Source organism: Anaeromusa sp., from assembly GCF_028691475.1.
Lineage (GTDB): Bacteria > Bacillota > Negativicutes > Anaeromusales > Anaeromusaceae > Anaeromusa.
Map to the genome: position 1 here is coordinate 1 of NZ_JAQUZF010000041.1, position 21,273 is coordinate 21,273.

Consider the following 21,273-nt stretch of genomic DNA (forward strand, 5'->3'; position numbering starts at 1 on the left):
CCGGTGGCAGGCGGCTTTCTCGCCATCACCTTAGGCTCCCGTTCCGTCTTCTGGGCGACGGCACTACTCTTTTTACTGCTGACTGGCTGGATTTACGTACAACGGAACAAGTTGCGCCAAAAAAGCTGAAGAACGCCAAGCGAGATTGGATTGAACAAGAATAGATGGATTAGATGGAGGGTTACGAGGTACGCTTTACACAGAGAATCAGAGGAAAGGCCAGAGTTAACAGAGAAAAGCAGGATGAAACAGAAATACGACGGCACTGAATTCGGCCGACAGAACCTGAAGTTCCTATATGCCGCCGTTAAAAGGGTTCAAGAGAACCGTCCCCCTGAACTATAAAGCCCTTTCGCGTTTTTCGCGTATTTCGCGGTTCGTTATCCCCCACCATTCCTCCTATTTCAGACTCTCAAAACTTATAAATTCTAGTATATTTGCAAGGTTGCGCCAAAACGAGCGCGACTTTTTTTATAAAATACACCTGTTGGCACTCCCTCCCAGAGCAGGGAAACGTAGTCCTGTGTAGAATTGCAAAAGTATATTCAATAAACATAAAGATACGTTGTACCTTAAAAGACTGATCTTGACAGGAGGAAAGCTTCCATGGAAGAAAGCGATTATTTCCAGCTTGTATTTTATGGTTCCTCCGTTACCTTTGTTGGCGCTTATTTTTTTCAGTCTTGGTTGTTGTACCGCTTATCCTTAAAATTCAACCCGGAAGCAGACTGGGTGCCGCAGCTGCTGCCAGGGTACGCTCTGGTGCTTCTTTGCCGTCAGCTGGAGCTGTCTCCCTGGCTGGCGTTGGGCTTGTTTTTGCCCATAAGCTATCCGTTCTTCGCGCCCTATCTCTTCTACCGTTTAGCCAAGGTGCTCTATAAGCGGCCTTATTGGCTTTGGGCGCTGGGCATGACACTTTTGCCGCCGCTTTTTGTCTTTCCGGCTTTAGATGATTCGCTGCCCGGAGAAGAGCCGCAAGCAGCGGAGGAATTTGACGAGGAAATGGCCGAGGTCTTCACAACCACGCCGCCTCTGCCAACACCACCGGAAGATCCCGCCGCGACGGCGTTCAGCAATATCCCTTCTCCCTCTCCGGTACAGGCCAAAGCGCCTGAACTGCCTGTATCTATTCAAGTACAGCTTCTAGTGCCTGATAATCAGAAGCCTCCTTGGCTGCTGCCCTTGGAAGGACTGGCCTTGGGCCGAGATCCGCAGGCCGCTCAAATACTGCTGGACGATCCCCAAGTTTCCAAGGTCCATGCCCGCCTCCTGCCTAACTTAGGTGAAGGCTCGCCGATACTGCTGGAAGACCTAAAATCCAAAAACGGCACGTATTACCAGCGGCCAGACAGTCAGCACTGGTACAAGGCTGTACCGCACTTAAAAGTGCTGCTTCCTTTTAAAAGCAAGATCCGCATTGGCGAAAGCGTCTTTTTGCTGCTTTCCGGGCAAAACCAAGCCTTAAGTACAGACCAAGAAACTGCACCAGCAGAAAAAACAAACGAATCTACTCTTTAGACTCCGAGGTATTTCGATGAACAAATCATTTTCACGCACATCCCTGCAGCACGCCCGCGAGCTGCTGCGCTATCTAGGCCCAGGAATTCTAGTCACCGTTGGTTTTATCGACCCCGGCAACTGGGCTTCTAACGTCGCCGCCGGCGCTGAGTACGGCTACTTGCTGCTCTGGATGGTCACGCTGTCCACGATTATGCTCATCCTGCTGCAGCACAACGTCGCCCATTTAGGCATTGCCACAGGCCTATGCCTCTCAGAAGCGGCGACTAAGCATCTGCCTTCCTGGCTATCCCGTCCGCTTCTTTCTTCCGCCGTATTGGCGGCCATTTCTACGGCTATGGCGGAAATACTAGGTGCAGCCATCGCTTTGAATATGCTCTTCGGTCTCAGTATCCGCGACGGCGCGATACTCTCCACCCTTGGAGTTTTATTCATGCTGGGCACCAACTCTTACCGGCGGCTGGAAAAGTGGATTATCGGCTTTGTTTCCATTATCGGTCTGTCTTTTCTCTTTGAGCTCAGCCTGGTAGACATTGCCTGGTCCAGCGCCGCTGCCGGCTGGGTCACTCCCGCCATTCCCGAAGGCTCCCTGCCGGTCGTCATGAGCGTCCTCGGCGCGGTAGTTATGCCGCATAACCTTTTTTTACATTCCGAGATCATTCAAAGCCGGCAATGGAACCTAGAAAATCCGGTAATTATTCGCAAACAACTGCGTTTTGAATTTCTGGACACGCTGTTTTCCATGATCTTAGGTTGGGCCATTAACAGCGCCATGATCCTAGTAGCTGCAACCACGTTTTTCCAGGCAGGGGTCGCGGTTGACGCTCTCGAGCAGGCGCAGGTTATGCTAGAGCCGCTCTTAGGCGGCCACGCCGCCATCGTCTTTGCAGTAGCCTTGCTCTTTGCGGGTTTTTCCTCGAGCATCACCGCCGGCATGGCAGGAGGCTCCATTTTCGCCGGCGTCTTCGGCGAAGCCTATGACACCGCCAGCAACCAAACCCGCGCTGGTATTTTGCTCACCCTGATCGCGGCGCTAATCGTCATTTTCTTCGTCTCTGATCCTTTCCAAGGACTTATTTACTCCCAGATGCTGTTGAGCATCCAGCTTCCCTGGACCATTTTTCTGCAGATCTACCTAACTTCTTCCAAAAAGGTAATGGGCGACTACGCCAACCGCCCAACCACCAAGTGGCTGTTGCTGCTGGTAGGCGCTATTGTGAGCGCTCTCAATATCATGCTGCTGTACAGCTATTTATAGGAGAATGAGATCAGGAACAGGAGTAGAGTGAGGGCTTGACGGGATTGGATTGAACAGGAGAATCGGAGTCACGGGAGGGTACGACAGAGAAAAAACAGTATGATATAATTTTGATTCACAAACCCCTTTCGCGTTTTTCGTGTATTTCGCGGTTCGTTTTATAAATTCTGCTGTAGCAAAAAAGAGCGCTCAGATGCAAAATTGCATCTGAGCGCTCTTTTTGGGCTTTCACGCTTGCAGAAGCTTAACCTCCCGCACATAGCGTAGTTAGTTACGGGCCTTGGCGTACAAAGACCCTTGTATCGTAGAATGTGCTTCCTGCCGCCCGGTCAGTCAGTCGCTGCGAAGTCAAGGCGTTCACCGTGTTAGCGCCAGCTGCATCCGCCAGCTTCCACACGCCTTCGGCCACCACCACGCCGGGCTGCGCTTTTTCCGTCACCGCCAGTGTAAACAGCACCCGCCCCCGCGCATTCCAAACTTCCACTAAGGCCCCGTCCTGCAGCTTTCGTTTTGCAGCATCCGCCGGATGCATCAAAAGGCTCATCGCCCCCCGCAGCTGCATCAAGCGCGGCTGCTCTCGGAAAGATGAATTAAGTCCGTATAAGCTTGGCGCCGTCATCAGCCATAAATCGCCCTCGCCGCCATGAGGCGGCAGCCAGCGAGGCAACGGTTCTTGTTCCAGAGGGTTCCACACTTCGATTTTTCCGGAGGGAGTAAGATATTGCAGCTTATAATCTGCCGCCACTGGCAGCTCCACAAAGTCTCCTTGACGAATTTTTTCTACACCCGCCGCTTCCAGCCAAGGGGTGGGGCGGTCCAAAACGGCGTCCACCATCTGCGCCGCTGTTTTTTGATACAGGCCAGCAAAGCCCAGGGCTTCCGCAAGGAGTCGAAAAACATCCCAGTTCGATTTTGCTTCGCCTACCGGCGCAATAGCCGCCGGCGAACGCTGTACAAAGTAATGCCCGTAACAGGTAAACAAATCGTCCTGCTCCAGCGAAGTCGTCGCTGGCAGCACAATGTCGGCAAAAAGAGCGGTATCCGTCAAAAACCGCTCATGCACCACCGTAAACAAATCGTCTCGCCGCAAACCAGCCAGCACCTTGTTTTGGTCCGCCACCACCGCCGCAGGATTGCAGTGATAGACGTATAAGGAGCGAACTGGCGGCTCCGCTTGGGTCAAAGCGTCTCCCAACTGATTAATGTTGATGCTGCGCGTCGCCGGGTTTAAAAGATCCGGCCTCAGAACTACGTCCTTATCAATAGCAGCGCCTGTGCTGAGATCGCCATAAGCGCCGCCGCCCAAATGCCGCCAGGCGCCCAGCCAGGCAGGCACGCAAAGAATAGCCCTGATGGTCATGGCGCCGTTGCCATAGCGCGTCATGCCGCTGCCCATGCGGATTAAAGGCGCTTTAGCCCGCCCTAAAGCCTGCGCCAGTTCCAGTTGTTCTTGAGGCGTCACACCAGTTAAAGCCGCCACCTTGTCCGGCGTATAGTCCGGCAGCACCTCCTGGCGCAGCTTCTCATACCCTTGAACATGATTTTCTAAAAAGGCTTCATCGGTTAAGCCTGCTTCATCAAACAGCCGCACCAGCCCCAAAGCCAAGGCGGCGTCGCTGCCAGGCTGCAGCCGAATAACCCGATCCGCCACCGCCGCCGTCGGCGTCTCATACGTATCGATCAACCAAACCTTGGCGCCCTTTTTTTTAGCCTTTTGGACAAAATGAAGAAAATGCACAGACGTAGCCGCGGCGTTAGCGCCCCAAATGACAATCAAGTCGCTATGGGCCGTCTCCTGCACCCGCATCCCTTTGGCGCCCCCCATAATGGCCCGCCAACCGTAATCCTTGGCCGGCGAACATAGGGTACGCTCCAATTGCGACGCCCCCAAGCGATGAAAGAAAGCATGTCCGGCGTTGCGCTGCACCACCCCCATTGTCCCGGCGTAGGAAAAAGGCAAAATGGCTTCGCCGCCGTACTGTGCCACCAAGCCGCGCCACTGCTCGGCAATGCGCGCTATCGCCTCTTCCCAGGAAATCGGGGTAAATGTTCCGCTCCCTTTAGCGCCAGTGCGCAGCAAGGGCGTCAAAACCCGCTCCGGCGAATATACAGTCGCAGGATAATCCCGCATTTTAGGGCAGAGTTTCCCCTGCGTAATCGGATGCTGCGGTTCCCCTGTCACCCGCAGCGCCCGCCCGTCTTCCACCTCTACCAAAAGAGAACAGGCATCCGGACAATCGTAAGGACAAACAGAGCGCTTATATGCTTTCATCATTTCACTTCCTCTCACTTTTTACCGCATTGGCAAACACAAAAACCGTCAAAAACAGAATCCCCGCCCCCCAGAAAAACATGGCGTCATACCCCAGATATTCTCCGGCAAAACCCAGCACCACCGCGCCGCTGGCGATGCCTACATCCATGAAGGACGTAAAAAACCCTAGAGCCGTCCCCCGATCGCGCAGCGGCGTATGATCCACTACCAAGGCGTTAAGCACAGGAAAGTAAGCCCCCAAACCAAAGCCAAAAAGCGCGCCAGCCAAGGCTAATTCCCACACGCTGGTCACTTGCGCCAAAAAGATCATCGCCGCCGCCATAACCAGCATAAAGGGCACAATGACTTTTTTGCGCCCAATTCGGTCGGACAGCTTGCCTGCCACCGCTCGGCTGACCACGGTACTGACCGCATAGACGCTGAAAAAAATACCAAAATCTTCAATGCCCCGGGACGGCGCGAAAAGCGGCAAGAAGGTAATAACCACGCCGTAACACAAGGCGCCGCTCCATAAAGCCAAAGAGGACGCCCAGACCTCTGTACGAACAGCCACCTGCCGCAAGGAGGCGCCGGGCCGGCGCGACTCCTGGGTAGAACATTCTTGCAGGCCCGCCACAAACGCCCAGGCCACCAAGGCAATCGCACCGCCGCCCCAAACCAGACCGGTAAAGTCGTCTTGGCTGTATTTCATCCAGGCAACGCCTACTGCCGGAAACACCGCCATGGAGATAATATTAGAAAGGCTGTAATAGCCAATGACTTCGCCCCGCCGTTCTACCGGCGCCAAATCGGCGATATACGCGGCGGCAGCCGCCAAAAAAGCGGCATGCCCCAACCCGTGCAAAGCCCGCACCGCATACAAAACATATACGTCATCCACTACGGCATAAAGAAAAAACACCAAAGAAAAAAAGCCGACCCCTGCCAGCATCACCGGCCGCCGGCCATAAGTTCCGGCCATTACGCCGCATTGCGGCCGAATCGTAACCGATGCAAACGTAAAAAAGCCCATCACCAGGCCTACTTGAAAAGTCGAAGCTCCCAAGGCGGCCGCATATGGAGATAAGGTAGGCAGCAGCAGATAAAAACTGCCGAAATAGAGAAAATTCGCCGCCCAAAGGCAAATGAAATTTCTCGACAAGTAACGGAATCCGTCATCCTGCATGCGCCCGCCTCCTTTGCTTTCTTATGTTGCTTTTCGACATAATTCCGCGCCATCCCTGCAGAGGTATTTAGGAACAGGAGTAGAGGGAGTAAAGTGAGGGTACGAGAATAAGGATTGAACAAGAGTCACGAGAGAATCGGAGGGCTCGAATGAGGGTTCTAGAAAAAAAGGGCCGCGCTAAAAGCGCGGCCTTGATTATTCTTCTTTGGCGGAGTTTTGCAGTTTTTCCTTTTTCTTTTCTTCCTCGATCGCCTGCATGCCCCGCTCCATGACCATCTGTGTGGCATAATAGCGTTGCTCTTCTTCGGTCATGTTGTCGCCGGCGTCTTTCACCGCCCAATAACCCTTGAGCAGGCTGAAGCCCAGCTGCAGCAGCGAATACGCCAAGCCGCAGAAGAAAAAGAGAAATACCCTTTCGATTAAGGTATCGGACGGCATGGCGAAAAGAACCGCCATAATCAACACAATAAATAAGCCCCGTTCAAACGTAGATAGTGGCGGCGCGCTCATCGCCGCTCGCACTAATACCGGCCGCCAGGAAGCCTCTTCCCGGTTCATCGCCATACGCAGAGCTAATTGCCCGCCCCGGCTGCCCAGCCATTCTCCCAAATACAACATCACCGTCACTGCGGCGAAGTAAATTAACGTTCCCATGTTGCCTCTACCTCCTTAGGTCACCAAAAAGTGCGTTCTTGCGACTCACATCTTCTTATTATAAAGTAAGACTATAAAAAAGAAAACGCCAGGTCTTTCCAAAAAAGGCCGGCCAAGGAGGTTTCCTCATGAAAGTAGTCGCCTTTAACGGCAGCCCTCACAAAGAGGGAAACACATTTCATTCCTTGCAGGTTGTAGGTCAAGAGCTCACCGGCGCCGGCATCGAGTTTGAAATCGTCCAAGTTGGAAGCAGCAGCCTCCGAGGCTGTACGGCCTGTAACGGCTGCGCCAGAAACAAAAACGAGAAATGCGTTTTGCCTGGGGATGAGCTCAATACTTGGATTCAAAAAATGAAGGAAGCCGACGGCATCCTCTTGGGTTCGCCAGTTCATTACGCCGGCATCGGCGCCACCATGAAATGCTTTTTGGATCGAGCCTTCTATGTGGCCGGCGTCAACGGCGGTTTGCTGCGCCACAAGGTAGGCGCCAGCGTTGTCGCCGTACGCCGCAGCGGCGGCAGCAGCACCTTTGACGCCTTAAACCACTATATTACCTACTCCGAAATGCTGCTGCCAGGCTCCAATTATTGGAACATCGCTCATGGCACAACGCCCGGCGAAGTGCTGCAGGATGAAGAAGGCCTGCAACTGCTGCGCGTTCTCGGCCGCAACATGGCCTGGCTGCTCAAATCGTTGGATGCAGCCAAAAATTTGGTTCCGCCGCCAGCGGCAGAAAAGAAAATCTTCACCAACTTTATCCGCTAACAGGGGTTCAGGCATACGAAAATTCGAACAGCCAAGAGAGTAATCAGAGAGCTCGAATGAGCAAACAGCTCCGCAGCGTTAACCAACGCCGCGGAGCTGTTTTACGCCTATTCTCCCTTGGAAGAAATCTCTTTTTTGGCAGGTATCTGCTCGATTTCGTCGAAATCAGCCCAGAAGAGCACTCCAGACGGCGTGTTCTCTGCACCGAAGGCATTGCCATGGGCTTCCTGGATGGCGCGGACAATGGACAAGCCCAGGCCATGGCCGCCGTATTGACGGGTGCGGGCCTTATCTACCTTGTAAAAGCTGGTCCAAATTTTGTCCAAGCTATCTTCAGGAATGGACTTCCCCGTGTTTTCCACACGGAGCCGCCAATGACGCTCCGCCGGCTCCAGCCAAAGGCGGACTTTGCGCTCGCCATCGGCATGAGAAAAAGCGTTCGTAAGGAAATTGGTTATGATTTGCTCGGCTCCCAGCACGTCGCCATACACAAAGCAAGGCGTTGCCGCATCCACAGTCAAAGCAATCTCTTTTTCCGCTAACAAGGCTTTATATTTCTGAGCCACATCCACCGCCAAACCGGCTAAATCAAATTCCTCCCACTGCAGATGCCCTGCGCCGCTTTCCAGTTGCGACAAATTCAGCAAGCTTTTGACCAGCTTATCCATCTTCTGCGCCTCATCGGCAATGACCGAACAGTAGTAACGCTGACTTTCTTCGTCAATAACCACATGTTCCTGCAGGCCCTCGGCATAGCCCATAATCAAAGCCAGCGGCGTCTTTAACTCATGGGACACGGCCGAAACGAAATCCTTGCGCATCCGGTCCAAGCGTCGTTCTTTTTCCACATCTTCTTGTAGTTGACGGTTTTGCTCCTGCAATCGATCCATGGCTTCTCCCAACTGTTTTGACAAGTGATTAATGCTGCTCCCCAGTTCTCCCAGCTCATCGCGGCGCTGTGTTGTCCACTTTTGGGAAAAATCGAGTTTAGCCATGCTCTGGGCAATACGATTCAGTTCCAAAATGGGCGCCGTAAAACGCCGGGCAAAGAGGAAGGCCCAGCAGCTTCCCGCCAAAAGCGCAATGAAGCCGGCAAAAAGCATAAACTGAGCTGCCAAATTGGCGCTTTCCGAAACAGGCGCGAGCGGCTGCCGCACAATAAACGAATCGCCGTTAGACAGCCAATGACGCCATACGAGAAAGTCAATCTTTAGATCTAAGTCCTGCTGTGTTTCCACTACGGTGTGTTCATCCACCCAATGTCGATCTTTATCAATATGCTTAGGCGGTCCATGCAGTTGCTCGTTGGCGCTGGAACCTATGCTTCCCGTCATGCGCCGCACGCGCAAGGGACCAAAGGAAGTATATTTTACATTTTTATCCTTGTCCAAAATAACGACGCCAGCGCCCAAGGTACTTGCCAAACGCTCTAGCTCCAGTTCAATATGTTCCGGATCACCGTCATATTGGTCCGCCACCGCCCGGCTGCTGACTAGAAGAACCGACTCTTTCTGCCACAGGTAGTAACGCTCCAACCCAAAATCAATGACAACCCAAACGAGAATGCCAAAGAAAGAGACCAGCGCCAACAGCGAAACAAAGAGTTTCGTGCGTATGGAAACCATTAGCGTTCCCCCTCAAAACGATAGCCATAGCCGCGAATGGTCTGCACCAGCGCAGCTTGATCGCCCAGTTTGCCCCGCAAACGGGTAATATGGGTATCTACGGTACGCAAGTCTCCATAGTAGTCGTAGTTCCAAACCTGGTTCAATATCTGCTGACGGCTGAGCGCCTTGCCCCGATGTTCCACCAAATAGCTAAGCAGCTCATATTCCTTCGGGCTCAGTTCCAGCGGCTGTCCGTCAATAAATACCTGCCTGGCCGCCGCGTCAATACTAAGACCTCCAGGCAGCATAGCCCGTCCGCCGCCATCTAGGCGCCGAAACAGCGCATTAACGCGGGCCGTCAAAATTTTGGGGCTGAAGGGCTTGGTCACATATTCATCCGCTCCCAATTCAAACGCAAAGAGCTGGTCCATCTCCTCGCTGCGCGCCGTCAGCATAATCACCGGAATGTCGCTGGTGCGGCGAAGCTCCCGACACACGGTCCAGCCGTCCTGCTCCGGCATCATGACATCCAAAATAACCAAATCCACTTTTTCCGTGCTCAACCGTTCCAGAGCCTGTCGGCCATCGCCAGCTTCTACTATCTGATAGCCTTCGCGCCGCAAAAAATCTCCGATTAACTTGCGCATCCGCTCTTCATCATCCACTACCAAGATGGTTCGTTCCATATGGCAACGCTCCTTTTGTGACTTCTCTTATTTAGCATACGGTTCTCAAGAGGCAAAATCAACCATCTCAGAGGCTTAACGCGAAATATCAGAGGACCGACACAGAACAGACACAAAACTGTAACAATGAAGATTCATAATTCAAGATATACATAAGTACCCTGCCGCTATGCGGCCATTTTATCAGGAGGTGGCCATCATTAAAAATCCGCTTCACGCCGTTCCTAAAAAATTTATTGCCTTGGCCCTTATTGTCGTTTTTGCAGCAGGCGGCGCCTGGTGGTATCAAGAGCGCCAAAAAGCGGCCTCCGTTCCCAGCGTCAACACAATATCCGTCAGCCGCGAAACCATTCAAAGCGCAGTATCCGCTACAGGCACCATTTCCGCTGTCAACTCTGTCGATATTTCTTCGCGCGTAACCGGCTTGATCCGGGAACTGCGGGTAAAAGAAAATGACTGGGTCTCCGCCGGACAGGTGTTGGTCGTTCTTGACGACAGCAGCCTCCAAGCGCAAGTGGCTCAATACCGGGCGCAGCTTGCCAACTACGAATCCATTTACGCCCGCAGCCGCCAGCTCGCCTCAGGGGGGGGCGAATCAGAACAACAGCTTGATGCGGACCGCACCAATTATCTTGTAGCTAAAGCTAACTACGACAACTACGCTTCCCAGCTCGGCTACTATGTTATTACCTCCCCTATTACCGGCCTGGTTGTCGGCAAGCCTACGCCGGCAGGTCAAACAGTGGCTCAAGGTATTTCTACGCCTCAAGTTATCATGACCATTGCCGACATGTCTAAAATGCAAATCAAGGTTATGGTGGACGAAACCGACATCGGCAAGGTGCAAAACGGACAACAGGTGTCTTTTACCGTTGACGCTTACCCCAACCGAACCTTTACTGGCGTTGTAAGCAATATTTCCCGCAGCGCCACTACGTCATCCAATGTCATTTACTATCCGGTCTATGTAGATGTAGACTCGGCTGAAGGCCTGTTATTCCCCACCATGACCGCGCGGGTAACCATTCTTATTTCGCAACGTGAGCAAGTACTTGCCGTTCCGTCCGGCGCTATCAAAGAAGAAAACGGCCGCAAAACCGTGCAAGTGCTGCAAGACGGGAAAATAGTCACTTTAGCCGTTGAAACCGGCCTGAGCAACGACGAGAAAATTGAAATCATTAGCGGTTTGGAAGAAGGAATGCAAGTCGTCTTGCCCACGGTCAAGGCCAAAACCGCCAGCGGCAATCAGGGACCGCCGCCTCGCATTTAAGGAGCGCGTCATGAGTATTATTGTTTTGAAGGACATCACCAAAACGTATCATATGGGCGATACCTCCGTTCATGCCCTAAACCATGTCAGCTTGCAAATTGATACAGGCGAATTTGTCGCCATTATCGGTTCTTCCGGCTCCGGCAAGTCCACGCTAATGAATATTGTCGGCTGCCTGGACCGCCCCACGAGCGGCTCTTATCAGTTGGAAGGCAAGGAAGTAGCCACATTGGACGAATCCGCTCTTGCCGCTGTGCGCAACGCCAAATTGGGCTTTGTTTTCCAAAACTTCAATCTGCTGCCGCGCATGTCGGCCCTGCAAAATGTGGCCCTGCCTTTGGTGTATGCTAATGCGCCAAAAAAAGAAAGACTAGCGCGCGCAGCACATCATTTGGAAAAAGTCGGCCTCGCCGATCGCATGCACCATCGGCCGAATGAGCTCTCCGGCGGCCAACGCCAGCGGGTCGCCATCGCCAGGGCTCTTGTTAACGATCCGCCCATTCTCATTGCCGACGAGCCCACCGGCAACTTAGATACCAAATCCAGCTTGGAAATTATGGATATTTTCACCGCCTTGCATCAGCAAGGCCGAACACTAATCATGGTCACTCATGAGCCGGATATTGCCGCCTATGCGCTGCGCACCGTTCAAATGCGCGACGGCCAAGTCGTGCAAGACACACAGCGCGGAAAGGAGGCCTAACTATGTTTTGGGAAAGCATACTCATTGCCTGGGAAGGCCTAATTGCCAATAAACTGCGCACCGCCCTGACCATGCTGGGCATTATCATTGGCGTCGGCGCCGTTATCGCCATGATTTCCATCGGTCTGGGAGTACAGCAGAAAGTTCAATCGTCTATTTCCAGCCTGGGCAGCAATCTGCTTGTCGTCATGCCTGGTGCCAGCTCTTCCGCCGGCGGCGGCGTCCGCCAGGCGGCCGGCTCCAATATCACCCTCACCTATACGGATGCCAAAGCCATCGGCAAATCGGTCAGCGGCATCGCCAACCTAGCTCCCGCAGTCAGTTCCTCCTACCAGCTGGTCTATGGCAATCAAAACTGGAAAACCTCGGTACAGGGAACGACGCCGGACCAACAGGCCATCCGCAGCTATACTCTGGCTGCCGGCTCCTTTATCAGCAGCCGTGACGAAAATGACCGCGCCCGGGTGGTGGTGCTGGGTAATACGGTTGCCACTAATCTCTTTGGCAACGCTTCCGCCGTTGGCAAAATGATTCGAATTGACAAGGCGCCGTTCCGCGTCATCGGCGTCCTAGACGCCAAAGGCCAATCCTCCATGGGACAGGATCAAGATGATATTGCCATCATCCCCATCACAACCGCCCAGGAACGCCTGCTGGGCATTACGTATATTCACTCGATCAGCGTACAAATGGAACGTGAAGATTTATTAGACAAGGCCCAAGAAGACATTACAACCCTCTTGCGCTCCCGCCATCACTTGGCGGCGACAGCGGAAAATGATTTTTCCGTCCGCAATCTTACGGCCTTGATGAGCACGATGCAGGAAACCACCGGCACCATGACTATCTTCTTGGGCGCTATTGCCGCCATTTCCCTGCTGGTCGGCGGCATTGGCATTATGAATATCATGCTGGTATCTGTCACTGAACGTACTCGGGAAATCGGCATCCGCAAAGCCATCGGCGCTACCTTCAGCAACATCCTGCTGCAGTTTCTCATCGAAGCCATGGTGGTCAGCGTCAGTGGCGGTTTAGTAGGCATCTTTCTCGGCATCGGCGCCGCTTACGCCATTACCTCGGTCTTCGGCTGGCAGACTGTCATTTCGCCGCTCTCCATCGGCGCTTCCTTCGGCATTACTGTCGTGATCGGACTGTTTTTCGGCATTTACCCCGCCAGAAAAGCCGCGCTCCTAGACCCTATCGACGCGTTGCGTTACGAATAGCAGATTTCCCGCAATTCAGAATAGTACTTCTTTGATTTTTTCAGCTCTCTTTTCTAGTCCAATTATCCTATGTATGTTATACTGAACATATATTTAATAGTATATGCACTACGAAGCCCATATTGTTGCACAATATGGGCTTCTTTTTCAATATTTTTTAAAGCCCGTTTCACGGCTAAACAGCTAACAGGAGAATCACGCTATGCTGAAAACCTTTATGTCGCTGCCTCAGCCTATGCCAGAAAGCATTTTAGACCAATTTCCTTGTCCGGTCTCAAAAATCGACCGCAACTACTACATACTGTACCGTAACACAGCCTCGGTGCGCAGCAACGGCCCCACGCCGCCGGAGGCTTACGCCAGACATTGCTACGAATGGATCGGACGCTCTGAGCGCTGCCCGCAGTGCGCCGTCGCCCAAGCTTTCGCCAGCGGCCGTGTAGAAACGCAAGAAAAGTTGAATTTTACAGAAGACCAACGCTTGGTCCGGCTGGAGCAAACAGCCATTCCTGTCTTTGCCGTCAACGGTGAAATCGCTTATGTGCTTGAGGTGGATCTGGACACTACGGCTACCTTGACCTTGCAGCAAGATAACGAAACTACCTTTACGCAAACCATTTTTGCTTTTGCGGAACTCATTGAAAAACGCGACGCCTATACAGGACGCCATTCGGCCAACACCTGCTCCATCGCCCTTAAGCTGGGACAACAGTTGGGCTTACCTTCAAACAAGCTGGATGATCTTTCCACGGCCGCTCTTTTGCACGACATCGGAAAAATTGGCATCCCCGAGTCCGTCCTGCTCAAGCCAGGCCGTCTTACCGAAGCGGAACGCCTGCAAATTCAGGAACACCCGCGCATTGGTTACGACGTACTTTGCAAAGTAAACCGCTTTGCACATCTCGCCGACTATGTCCTCTACCATCACGAATGGATGAACGGCAGCGGCTATCCTACCCAGCGCAGCGGCGATGACATCCCTCTTTTGGCGCGCATTCTCAGCGTAGCCGATGTCTTCGAAGCGCTTACCGCCCATCGAGTCTACCGTCCGGCGATGCCAAAGGAACAGGCTCTTTCTATTATCCAACAGGGACGCGGCAGCCAATTTGACGAAAAAGTAGTTGACTGTCTGCTCTCGTTACCCGATATTCATTAAATTGGCTTCACGCCAGGAGGTGTTCAACCATGTCAGCTTTTCGCAATTGGAACATACGCTTAAAAGTGCTTAGCGTCGCTGCCCTGCTAGGGTTGTTTCTGGTTTTAAGCAGCGCAGTGGGCCTCTATGTAACCAATCAGTTGACGGAGGAATTGAATTCACTGCACGCCAAGGAAATGCAGCAGGCATCCTTAGTCAACGCCATTCGCACCTATACTCGCGGCATTGAAGTATCGATCACTACCTATTTGCTAGCACCTTTAAACCAAGAACAGCAGACGGATTTACTAAAAAAAGCGGAGAAATATTCACAAACCCGGACAGAGCTTATCAGCCGTTTGGAAAAAGTTGACCTCAGCCCGGAAGACCGGAACTTGCTGGCTCAAGCAAGAGAAGCCAACCAAAAAGCCGTCGCTGCCCGCAAGAGCGCTTTTGAGCTGCGGAATGCAGGGCAAAACGCAGCCGCCTGGTCTATTTATTTTTCCCAGGCGCAGCCCAATATGGACAAGGCCAACGAACTGCTGCTCACCTTAAACGAGCATGCTGAACAAAGCGCTCTTATCGCTAAAGAACGAGCCGAGGCCATGACTTCCAGCAGCCGCTGGCTGCTGCTTGGCTTTTCCCTGGCCGCCCTTTTCTGCGGCGCTTGCTTTTCCTTCTGGCTGGCAGGCCATATCTCTGCTTCCCTGCAGGCTGTCACCCGCCGCGCCGGCGATGTAGCCGCAGGCGATTTATCCGGCAAAGACCTCGCCATCGAAGGGCAAGATGAAATAGGACAACTAACGAATTCTTTTAACGGCATGCAAGGAAAGCTGCGCCATTTGGTCAGCACTTCCATCACTTCCGCTGATCAAGTAGCCTCGGCGGCGGAAGAATTGACCGCCAACGAAGCCCAATGCGCTGAAGCAGCCCAGCAAATCACAGCGTCTCTGGCCATTGTCGCCGAAGCAGCAAAAGGCCAGCAGCAGCACGTAGAAAAGACGTCCGCAGCCATTCAAGAAATTTCCGCCAGCACCCAGGAGGTTTCGGCTACCGTAGAAAACCTGGCTCAAGAAGCGGCCGCAGCCGCCAAGACGGCTGAAGACGGCGGCGCCGCCGTTCGGGAAGCAGTACATAAAATCCAAGACGCCGCCCAAAATTCGGAAGCAGTCAAGCAAACCATGACCCACCTGGAAGAAGGCTCTAAGAAGATCGCGGAAATTGTCGGCGTCATTACCGCCATTGCCGACCAGACCAACCTTCTGGCCTTAAACGCCGCAATTGAGGCGGCTCGAGCCGGCGAAGCGGGACGGGGCTTTGCCGTTGTCGCCGAAGAAGTGCGCAAACTGGCCGAAGACAGCGCCAAAGCCGCCGGTAATATTGGCGAGTTGATTGCAGAAAACGAACGCAGTATGGTCCAAGCGCTTGCTACCACCAATAGCGCCGGTTCCGTTCTGCTGGATGGCGCCAACAGCGTCGACGCCGCAGGCAGGCAATTCTCCCAAATTGTCGCTTCTATTGAAAACTTGGCCACAGAAATGCAAGAAATCAGCCGCGCCGTCGACGAAACCGCCAAGGGTTCCCAAAGCATCGTCGATTCGGCCGCGCAAATCGATACAGCCACACAGCATATCAACAGCGAAATTCAGCAAGTAACCGCTGCCATGGAAGAACAAACTTCTTCGATGGACGAGGTAGCCTCCGCCGGACGCGAACTGGCCCAGCTGGCCGAACAGCTTTCCGCCAGAGTACACGAATTCAAGGTCTAATACCATTTTCTTTATAGAACGAAAACGGTCCATTTGCCGGTTTGCCGGTAATTGGACCGTTTTTTCATTTTTCCGCCCGTATTCCTCTGTATACCGTTTCCTCCCTCATTCACATCCTCCTATTCTCACCGCGACTCTTGTTCAAGCCTCGCTCTTGGTATTTCATTTCTCTAGCCGCCATTGTCACAAAACCGTCACGTTTTTGTGGTAAGATAATCGTAAAATCAACAATCTGCCAATAATCTCCAGCACTATTTTACCCCTTGCGCCTTTAGTTCTCTAAACAGCTTATTGGTTGCATCCTTATTCAGTGCTATGATAAAAGCGACAGTTATCGGAGAGGAGCCGCGATCCCCATGAACTTAGCAAAATTAAAAACAATCTTACATACAAACAAGCAGGCCCAAAAGGGTCTTGGTTTTTTTCTGTTGTTGCTGGTCTTGGCCGGAGGAATTTACCTGCTTACCGCCAAAGATACGTCGCGCGACACCAGCGGCAAACAGCAGACCACCGTTGACATGCTTACCATCGGCCGCGCCGACCTTTATAAGCGCATTTCCCTAACCGGACAAACGGTCCCCCTCTCCCAAGTCGACTTAGCCGCCAAATACCAAGGACGCATTCTGGCTGTCAATGTGGAACTGGGGCAGCAAGTTTCGGAAGGAGATGTTTTACTCGTTCAAGACACCCAGGATGCTGATATTTCGATCGCCCAGAACCAGGCGGCCTATAGTCAAGCCGCCGCCGACTCTGTTACGACCCAAGCTTCTTTTTATGCCAACTACGAAAAAGCTCAGGCGGATTACCGCAAGGCTGTCGCCACCGAACAGCGCTCCCAGCGCCTCTACAACGTGGGCGGCATTTCTCTGGAGCAGATGGAATCCATCCAGCAGCAAACCGCTGACGCCAAGGGGGCGCTAGACGCCTTGGCCAACCAAATGCAAAATGGTCTGGCCGCCTCCATTCAGTCCTCCCAGGCGGCAGCGCAAAAAGCGCAGCATACCGTGCAAGCCATGGAAAAGCAGCGTTCGGATCTGCTGCTGCGAGCCCCCCGCTCCGGCACCATCGGCTATCGCCAGGCGGAAGTGGGCAATCTGGCAGCTGCAGGCCAAAAGCTGCTGAGCATTGTTGATAACAGTCAAATGTATGTGGACTGCCAAGTGGCCGAAGGCGACTTAGCAGCCCTTGCGCTGGGCATGCCGGTACAGGTGCAACTAGAGGCGCTGGGCCAAACGCTGCCGGGAACCATTACCTATATCAGCCCGTCCATCGACACGCAAACTTTGGCTTTTTCCCTGCGTATTTCTCTTTTGCCGCCTTTGCCGGCTACTCTGCGCGGCGGCCTCTTTTCCCGCGTAGTCTTGCAATTACCCCTGCGACAGCAGGTTTTGGTCATTCCCAAGGAAGCTTTATTAGAAAAAAACGGCCAAACCTATGTGTTTGTCATCAATGGCAGCAACAAAATAGAGCAACGTCTTGTTCAAGTAGGAGCTCGCGGAGACAGGCAACTGGAAATTCTGCAAGGCTTGCAAGCAGGGGACAATATTGCCGTTTCCAATCTCTCCCGCCTACGCCCGGATATGGTAATCTCGCCTCACCCAGTGACTCTCAATGCGGCAGGTGACGCGTCATGAATTTGACCCGCTTTTCCATTCAAAAGCCTATCGGCATTTCCATGATTGTTATGCTCTTAGTCGTGCTGGGCCTGTTCAGCTTCTGGCGCATCGGCGTAGAACTTCTGCCGGCCCTCAACATCCCTTACGTCACCGTTACGGTCAACTATCCCGGCGCCGGCACGGAGGAGATTGAGCAGACCGTCATCAAACCCTTGGAAAACTCTCTTTCCGGTCTGTCCAATCTCAAACACATGACCTCGGTGTCCCGCCCGGAAAAGGCGCAGATCATTTTAGAATTTGAGTTTTGGACCAATACCGACACCGCCGCCATCAACGCCTCGGAATATGTCAATTCCGCGCTGAATCGCCTTCCTACGGGCATTAACCAGCCGGTGGTCATGAAGCGCGACGTCAACGCGGCGCCGATCATGGAAATCTCCGTCATCGCCGATAAGCCCTTGGCCGATATCTACAGTCTGGCCAACGATGTATTCCTGGAACGCATGCAGCGCGCTGGCGGCGTTTCCGACGTGCAGCTTTTTGGCGGCCGCGACAAGGAAGTCGCCGTGGAAATCCAAAAGGACAAACTCAACTTTTTCAACATTTCCCTGTCGCAAATCGCCAAACGCATCGAGCAGGAAAATCTCCTCACCCCTGCAGGCTCCGTATTTAACGACCGCCAAGAAACCAGCGTTCGCCTGATGGCGCAGTACGCAGCCCCTGAGGAACTATCCCGCATTCATGTCAGCAATAACGCTGGCGTTAGTATTCCTTTGAGCAGCCTGGCCACCGTCAGGGAACAGGACGCCCGCGTTACCCGCTATGCCCGCACGGACGGACAGGATGTCATTTCCCTGGCCGTTTATAAGAACAGCGACGCCAATTTGGTCGACACCGCCAAAGCCGCGAAAGAACAATTGAAGTCGCTGGAAAAGGAATACCCCGACTATCGTTTCGTCATGGTCACCGACTCGTCGCGTTTTGTAGAAAACTCACTAACCAATACCTTGGAAGCTTTAATCGAAGGCCTGATCACCACCAGCCTTGTACTGTACTTCTTCTTGCGAGGCTGGCGCTCTACCGTCGCGGTACTGGTAGCCATTCCTACCTCGCTCATTTCCACGTTCTTCGTCATGTACATCGCCGGCTTTACTTTCAATATGATGTCCCTCATGGGCATGGCGCTTTGCATCGGCATCCTTGTGGATGATTCCATTGTCGTCCTGGAAAATATACATAGGCATTTAGCTATGAAAAAAGACTCGTTTCAAGCCGCCGAGGACGGTCGTACGGAAATCGGCATGGCCGCCATCGCCATTACCCTGTGCGACGTCGTAGTCTTTATGCCTATTGCTTTTATGAACGGCATGACCGGGCAATACTTCCGCCAGTTCGGCTTGACCATCGTCTTCGCCACCCTTTGCTCGCTGTTCATCTCCTTCACTTTAACGCCCATGATGGCCTCTCGCCTCTTCCGCCATGGCCTGCAAGAACCTACAGGACGCATTTGGGAACGCCTGGACCGCTGGGAAACCAAAGTCATCAGCTTTTACGAGAAAACGCTGCGCCGCAGCTTAGAACGCCCTAAAACCATATTGACCGCCATCCTGGTTTTGTTTGTTTTTACAGTCTCCCTTGTTCCCTTGGGAGTCATCGGTGCTGAATACATGCCGAAAACCGATGAAGGCAGTTTCCGAGTCAACATGCAGTTTCCCACTGGCCAGAATATCGACCAGACCAACCAGCGCCTAGCCGTTGTCGAAGCCTACCTGGATACCATCCCTGAAATCACTCACTACCTTTCTAATGTCGGCTCTCCCGCCGGCAACTACGGCAGTGTCAGCGTGCGTCTTGCAGATCGCCAGGATCGCAGCCGAACGGTCTGGCAGATCACGGACCAAGTACGCAAAGAGCTGCGCAGTAAATACCCGGAAGCCATCGTTCAAGTCAGCGAAACCCAGTCTTCCATCGCTGGCGTTTCCGGCGGCACAGGCACTGGCGGCGGCGGCAACAGTTCTCCCGTACAGATCGAGCTGCGCGGCAGCAGCCTGGATAACCTTGTCAAAGCCTCCTACCGCACACAAGAGCTGCTAGGCCAAGTCAACGGCATCAAGGATGTCCGCAGTTCCTACAGCGAAGGAGCGCCTGAAATGCGCATTCTGCCGGACCGCGAGCGACTGCGCTTCTACAACACGACCGTCAATGACGTCAATTCCGTCTTTAACGGCGCCATTTCCGGCATCCAAGCCGGTTATTTCGTCAATGATCCTAACAACAACGGCCAAGATACCAAAATCTACGTCCGCTTGGCCGGCAGCGACGGCTTCCGCGCCTCCGACATCCGCTCCATCCCAGTACAAGGCGGCAAAGGGCTTGTTCGTCTCAGCGACGTGGCCCGAATCGAAGACGGCGTAGGGCCCGTTATGCTGCGCCGCGTTGACAAACAAGAGTCCATCAACATCGCCGCCAACATCACTGACCGGCCACTTCAGGAAGTGCTCAACGACATCAGTCGGCAGCTGACGCCTAAGGAACTGGGCAACGGCGTCACCTACCGCTTTACTGGTCAGGCCGATAACATGAAGACTACCTTCGGCGAAATGGCGCAAGCCCTCTTCCTCTCGCTGCTGCTGGTGTATATGCTGCTGGCCGTCCTCTACGAATCGCTGTCTACGCCCTTTATCCGCATGTTCTCCCTGCCCTTGGGCATGATTGGCTCGCTGCTGTTTCTGGCTTTTACCCGCAATACCATTAATCCCTATTCGCTCATCGGTATTTTGGTTATGGACGGTCTTGTCGCCAAAAACGGCACCTTGCTCTTAGACTACACCTTGACCCTAATGGAACGAGGCTTCACCGCCAAGGATGCTCTCATCGAAGCCGGCAAAACCCGGCTCAAGCCCATATTCATGACCACCTTGACCATGGTAGTCGGCATGCTGCCCACGGCGCTGGCCATGACCGCCGGCTCGGAGACCCGTGTCAGCATGGCCTGGGTACTCATCGGCGGCCTGCTGTCGTCAACCGTCTTTACGCTGATCATCATTCCCATTATCTTCTTGCATCTGGAAACCCATCACCCCTTCGCCAGGCTGAAGCAATTTGTAGTATCGCTGCTGAGGGGAAGACGAGGAACGAAAATTAAACAAGAATACGACGGCGCCGGACGCGGCTAGGGTCGGTTGCGCCATGGATGGCATGGCAACCGACGTCTTCTGGTATTTAAAGGGAGGGTACGCAAGAGGGTTACGTATAATTCGAAGCACAGAACAGAGAAAAGCCAGAAAATATAAGTCGCAAGGCTGACAATTATCGTCATTGCGAGCGCCAGCGCGGCAATCTCCCTGTCATACAGGTTCCCATTAAAACAGGCTGCAGTCGTTCTTTATGCGAACGATTACAGCCTGTTTTTTACAACGCAACGTATCATTTTCCAAAAACTATGTGACCTTTTTAGGGAGCCACTAATTTAATGAGCGCTCCGGCATCGGGTGAGATTTTTTGGTTCTATGTCAATAGTTGGGGTAAAAGCATAAAGTAATGTCGGCAGCGAGGACGCAAGTTCTCGCTGCTATCTATTTTAAGTACCCGCCAAATACAGGATGCGGTTACGCATTCGTTCAAAATTAC

The 21,273-nt window shown here is 53.1% G+C and carries 15 protein-coding genes; 10 read left to right on the forward strand and 5 right to left on the reverse strand.

Going from position 1 to position 21,273, the window contains the following annotated elements; translation table 11 throughout:
• The first annotated feature begins 606 nt into the window (after positions 1 to 606).
• Positions 607 to 1,518 (forward strand): FHA domain-containing protein, encoded by a 912-nt coding sequence (locus PHF27_RS07310; protein WP_300067825.1) that lies wholly within the window; start codon positions 607 to 609, stop codon positions 1,516 to 1,518.
• A gap of 16 nt (positions 1,519 to 1,534) precedes the next feature.
• A complete protein-coding gene (locus PHF27_RS07315) occupies positions 1,535 to 2,776 on the forward strand; it encodes an Nramp family divalent metal transporter (protein WP_300067827.1) in 1,242 nt (413 codons plus the stop codon).
• Positions 2,777 to 3,047: 271 nt separating this feature from the next.
• On the opposite strand, the gene PHF27_RS07320 is transcribed toward PHF27_RS07315, so the two are convergent.
• The 3 genes from PHF27_RS07320 to PHF27_RS07330 all read right to left on the reverse strand — a co-directional run bounded on the left by PHF27_RS07320 (position 3,048) and on the right by PHF27_RS07330 (position 6,870).
• Entirely contained in the window at positions 3,048 to 5,048 is a 2,001-nt protein-coding gene (locus tag PHF27_RS07320) for a molybdopterin oxidoreductase family protein (protein WP_300067861.1), read from the reverse strand.
• 4 nt (positions 5,049 to 5,052) lie between these two features.
• A complete protein-coding gene (locus PHF27_RS07325; RefSeq protein WP_300067830.1) occupies positions 5,053 to 6,216 on the reverse strand; it encodes an MFS transporter in 1,164 nt (387 codons plus the stop codon).
• 195 nt (positions 6,217 to 6,411) lie between these two features.
• Positions 6,412 to 6,870 (reverse strand): hypothetical protein, encoded by a 459-nt coding sequence (locus tag PHF27_RS07330; protein ID WP_300067833.1) that lies wholly within the window; start codon positions 6,868 to 6,870, stop codon positions 6,412 to 6,414.
• A 128-nt stretch (positions 6,871 to 6,998) separates the two neighbouring features.
• On the opposite strand from PHF27_RS07330, the gene PHF27_RS07335 reads away from it, so the two are divergent.
• On the forward strand, positions 6,999 to 7,634 hold the full coding sequence (locus PHF27_RS07335; RefSeq protein ID WP_300067836.1) for a flavodoxin family protein: 636 nt from the start codon (positions 6,999 to 7,001) through the stop codon (positions 7,632 to 7,634).
• 107 nt (positions 7,635 to 7,741) lie between these two features.
• Here PHF27_RS07335 and PHF27_RS07340 read toward each other — a convergent pair whose 3' ends face one another.
• Positions 7,742 to 9,259, reverse strand: a complete 1,518-nt coding sequence (locus tag PHF27_RS07340) for a HAMP domain-containing sensor histidine kinase (RefSeq protein ID WP_300067838.1) — start codon at positions 9,257 to 9,259, stop codon at positions 7,742 to 7,744.
• Complete coding sequence (locus PHF27_RS07345) at positions 9,259 to 9,927, reverse strand: response regulator transcription factor (RefSeq protein WP_300067841.1); 669 nt, start codon at positions 9,925 to 9,927, stop codon at positions 9,259 to 9,261. The genes PHF27_RS07340 and PHF27_RS07345 overlap by 1 nt, the downstream gene beginning before the upstream one ends.
• A 169-nt stretch (positions 9,928 to 10,096) precedes the next feature.
• On the opposite strand from PHF27_RS07345, the gene PHF27_RS07350 reads away from it, so the two are divergent.
• The 7 genes from PHF27_RS07350 (at position 10,097) to PHF27_RS07380 (ending at position 20,819) form a co-directional block, all read left to right on the forward strand.
• Positions 10,097 to 11,197, forward strand: coding sequence for an efflux RND transporter periplasmic adaptor subunit (locus tag PHF27_RS07350; RefSeq protein WP_018701721.1), 1,101 nt, complete (start codon positions 10,097 to 10,099; stop codon positions 11,195 to 11,197).
• 10 nt (positions 11,198 to 11,207) lie between these two features.
• A complete protein-coding gene (locus PHF27_RS07355) occupies positions 11,208 to 11,900 on the forward strand; it encodes an ABC transporter ATP-binding protein (protein WP_018701720.1) in 693 nt (230 codons plus the stop codon).
• A gap of 2 nt (positions 11,901 to 11,902) precedes the next feature.
• On the forward strand, positions 11,903 to 13,123 hold the full coding sequence (locus tag PHF27_RS07360; RefSeq protein ID WP_300067848.1) for an ABC transporter permease: 1,221 nt from the start codon (positions 11,903 to 11,905) through the stop codon (positions 13,121 to 13,123).
• A gap of 202 nt (positions 13,124 to 13,325) precedes the next feature.
• Positions 13,326 to 14,279 (forward strand): HD domain-containing phosphohydrolase, encoded by a 954-nt coding sequence (locus PHF27_RS07365; RefSeq protein ID WP_300067850.1) that lies wholly within the window; start codon positions 13,326 to 13,328, stop codon positions 14,277 to 14,279.
• 29 nt (positions 14,280 to 14,308) lie between these two features.
• Positions 14,309 to 16,027 carry a HAMP domain-containing methyl-accepting chemotaxis protein gene (locus PHF27_RS07370; RefSeq protein WP_300067852.1) on the forward strand — a complete coding sequence of 573 codons (1,719 nt, stop codon included), beginning with the start codon at positions 14,309 to 14,311 and terminating at the stop codon, positions 16,025 to 16,027.
• A 356-nt stretch (positions 16,028 to 16,383) separates the two neighbouring features.
• Entirely contained in the window at positions 16,384 to 17,661 is a 1,278-nt protein-coding gene (locus PHF27_RS07375) for an efflux RND transporter periplasmic adaptor subunit (protein ID WP_300067855.1), read from the forward strand.
• Positions 17,658 to 20,819, forward strand: coding sequence for an efflux RND transporter permease subunit (locus tag PHF27_RS07380; RefSeq protein ID WP_300067858.1), 3,162 nt, complete (start codon positions 17,658 to 17,660; stop codon positions 20,817 to 20,819). Before PHF27_RS07375 ends, PHF27_RS07380 begins: the two co-directional genes overlap by 4 nt.
• Positions 20,820 to 21,273 lie beyond the last annotated feature (454 nt).

Bases quoted from the DNA above. Each gene is read 5' to 3' on its own strand.
- PHF27_RS07310 (WP_300067825.1), top strand. From the start codon at position 607: ATGGAAGAAAGCGATTATTTCCAGCTTGTATTTTATGGTTCCTCCGTT.
- PHF27_RS07315 (WP_300067827.1), top strand. From the start codon at position 1,535: ATGAACAAATCATTTTCACGCACATCCCTGCAGCACGCCCGCGAGCTG.
- PHF27_RS07320 (WP_300067861.1), bottom strand. From the start codon at position 5,048: ATGAAAGCATATAAGCGCTCTGTTTGTCCTTACGATTGTCCGGATGCC.
- PHF27_RS07325 (WP_300067830.1), bottom strand. From the start codon at position 6,216: ATGCAGGATGACGGATTCCGTTACTTGTCGAGAAATTTCATTTGCCTT.
- PHF27_RS07330 (WP_300067833.1), bottom strand. From the start codon at position 6,870: ATGGGAACGTTAATTTACTTCGCCGCAGTGACGGTGATGTTGTATTTG.
- PHF27_RS07335 (WP_300067836.1), top strand. From the start codon at position 6,999: ATGAAAGTAGTCGCCTTTAACGGCAGCCCTCACAAAGAGGGAAACACA.
- PHF27_RS07340 (WP_300067838.1), bottom strand. From the start codon at position 9,259: ATGGTTTCCATACGCACGAAACTCTTTGTTTCGCTGTTGGCGCTGGTC.
- PHF27_RS07345 (WP_300067841.1), bottom strand. From the start codon at position 9,927: ATGGAACGAACCATCTTGGTAGTGGATGATGAAGAGCGGATGCGCAAG.
- PHF27_RS07350 (WP_018701721.1), top strand. From the start codon at position 10,097: ATGCGGCCATTTTATCAGGAGGTGGCCATCATTAAAAATCCGCTTCAC.
- PHF27_RS07355 (WP_018701720.1), top strand. From the start codon at position 11,208: ATGAGTATTATTGTTTTGAAGGACATCACCAAAACGTATCATATGGGC.
- PHF27_RS07360 (WP_300067848.1), top strand. From the start codon at position 11,903: ATGTTTTGGGAAAGCATACTCATTGCCTGGGAAGGCCTAATTGCCAAT.
- PHF27_RS07365 (WP_300067850.1), top strand. From the start codon at position 13,326: ATGCTGAAAACCTTTATGTCGCTGCCTCAGCCTATGCCAGAAAGCATT.
- PHF27_RS07370 (WP_300067852.1), top strand. From the start codon at position 14,309: ATGTCAGCTTTTCGCAATTGGAACATACGCTTAAAAGTGCTTAGCGTC.
- PHF27_RS07375 (WP_300067855.1), top strand. From the start codon at position 16,384: ATGAACTTAGCAAAATTAAAAACAATCTTACATACAAACAAGCAGGCC.
- PHF27_RS07380 (WP_300067858.1), top strand. From the start codon at position 17,658: ATGAATTTGACCCGCTTTTCCATTCAAAAGCCTATCGGCATTTCCATG.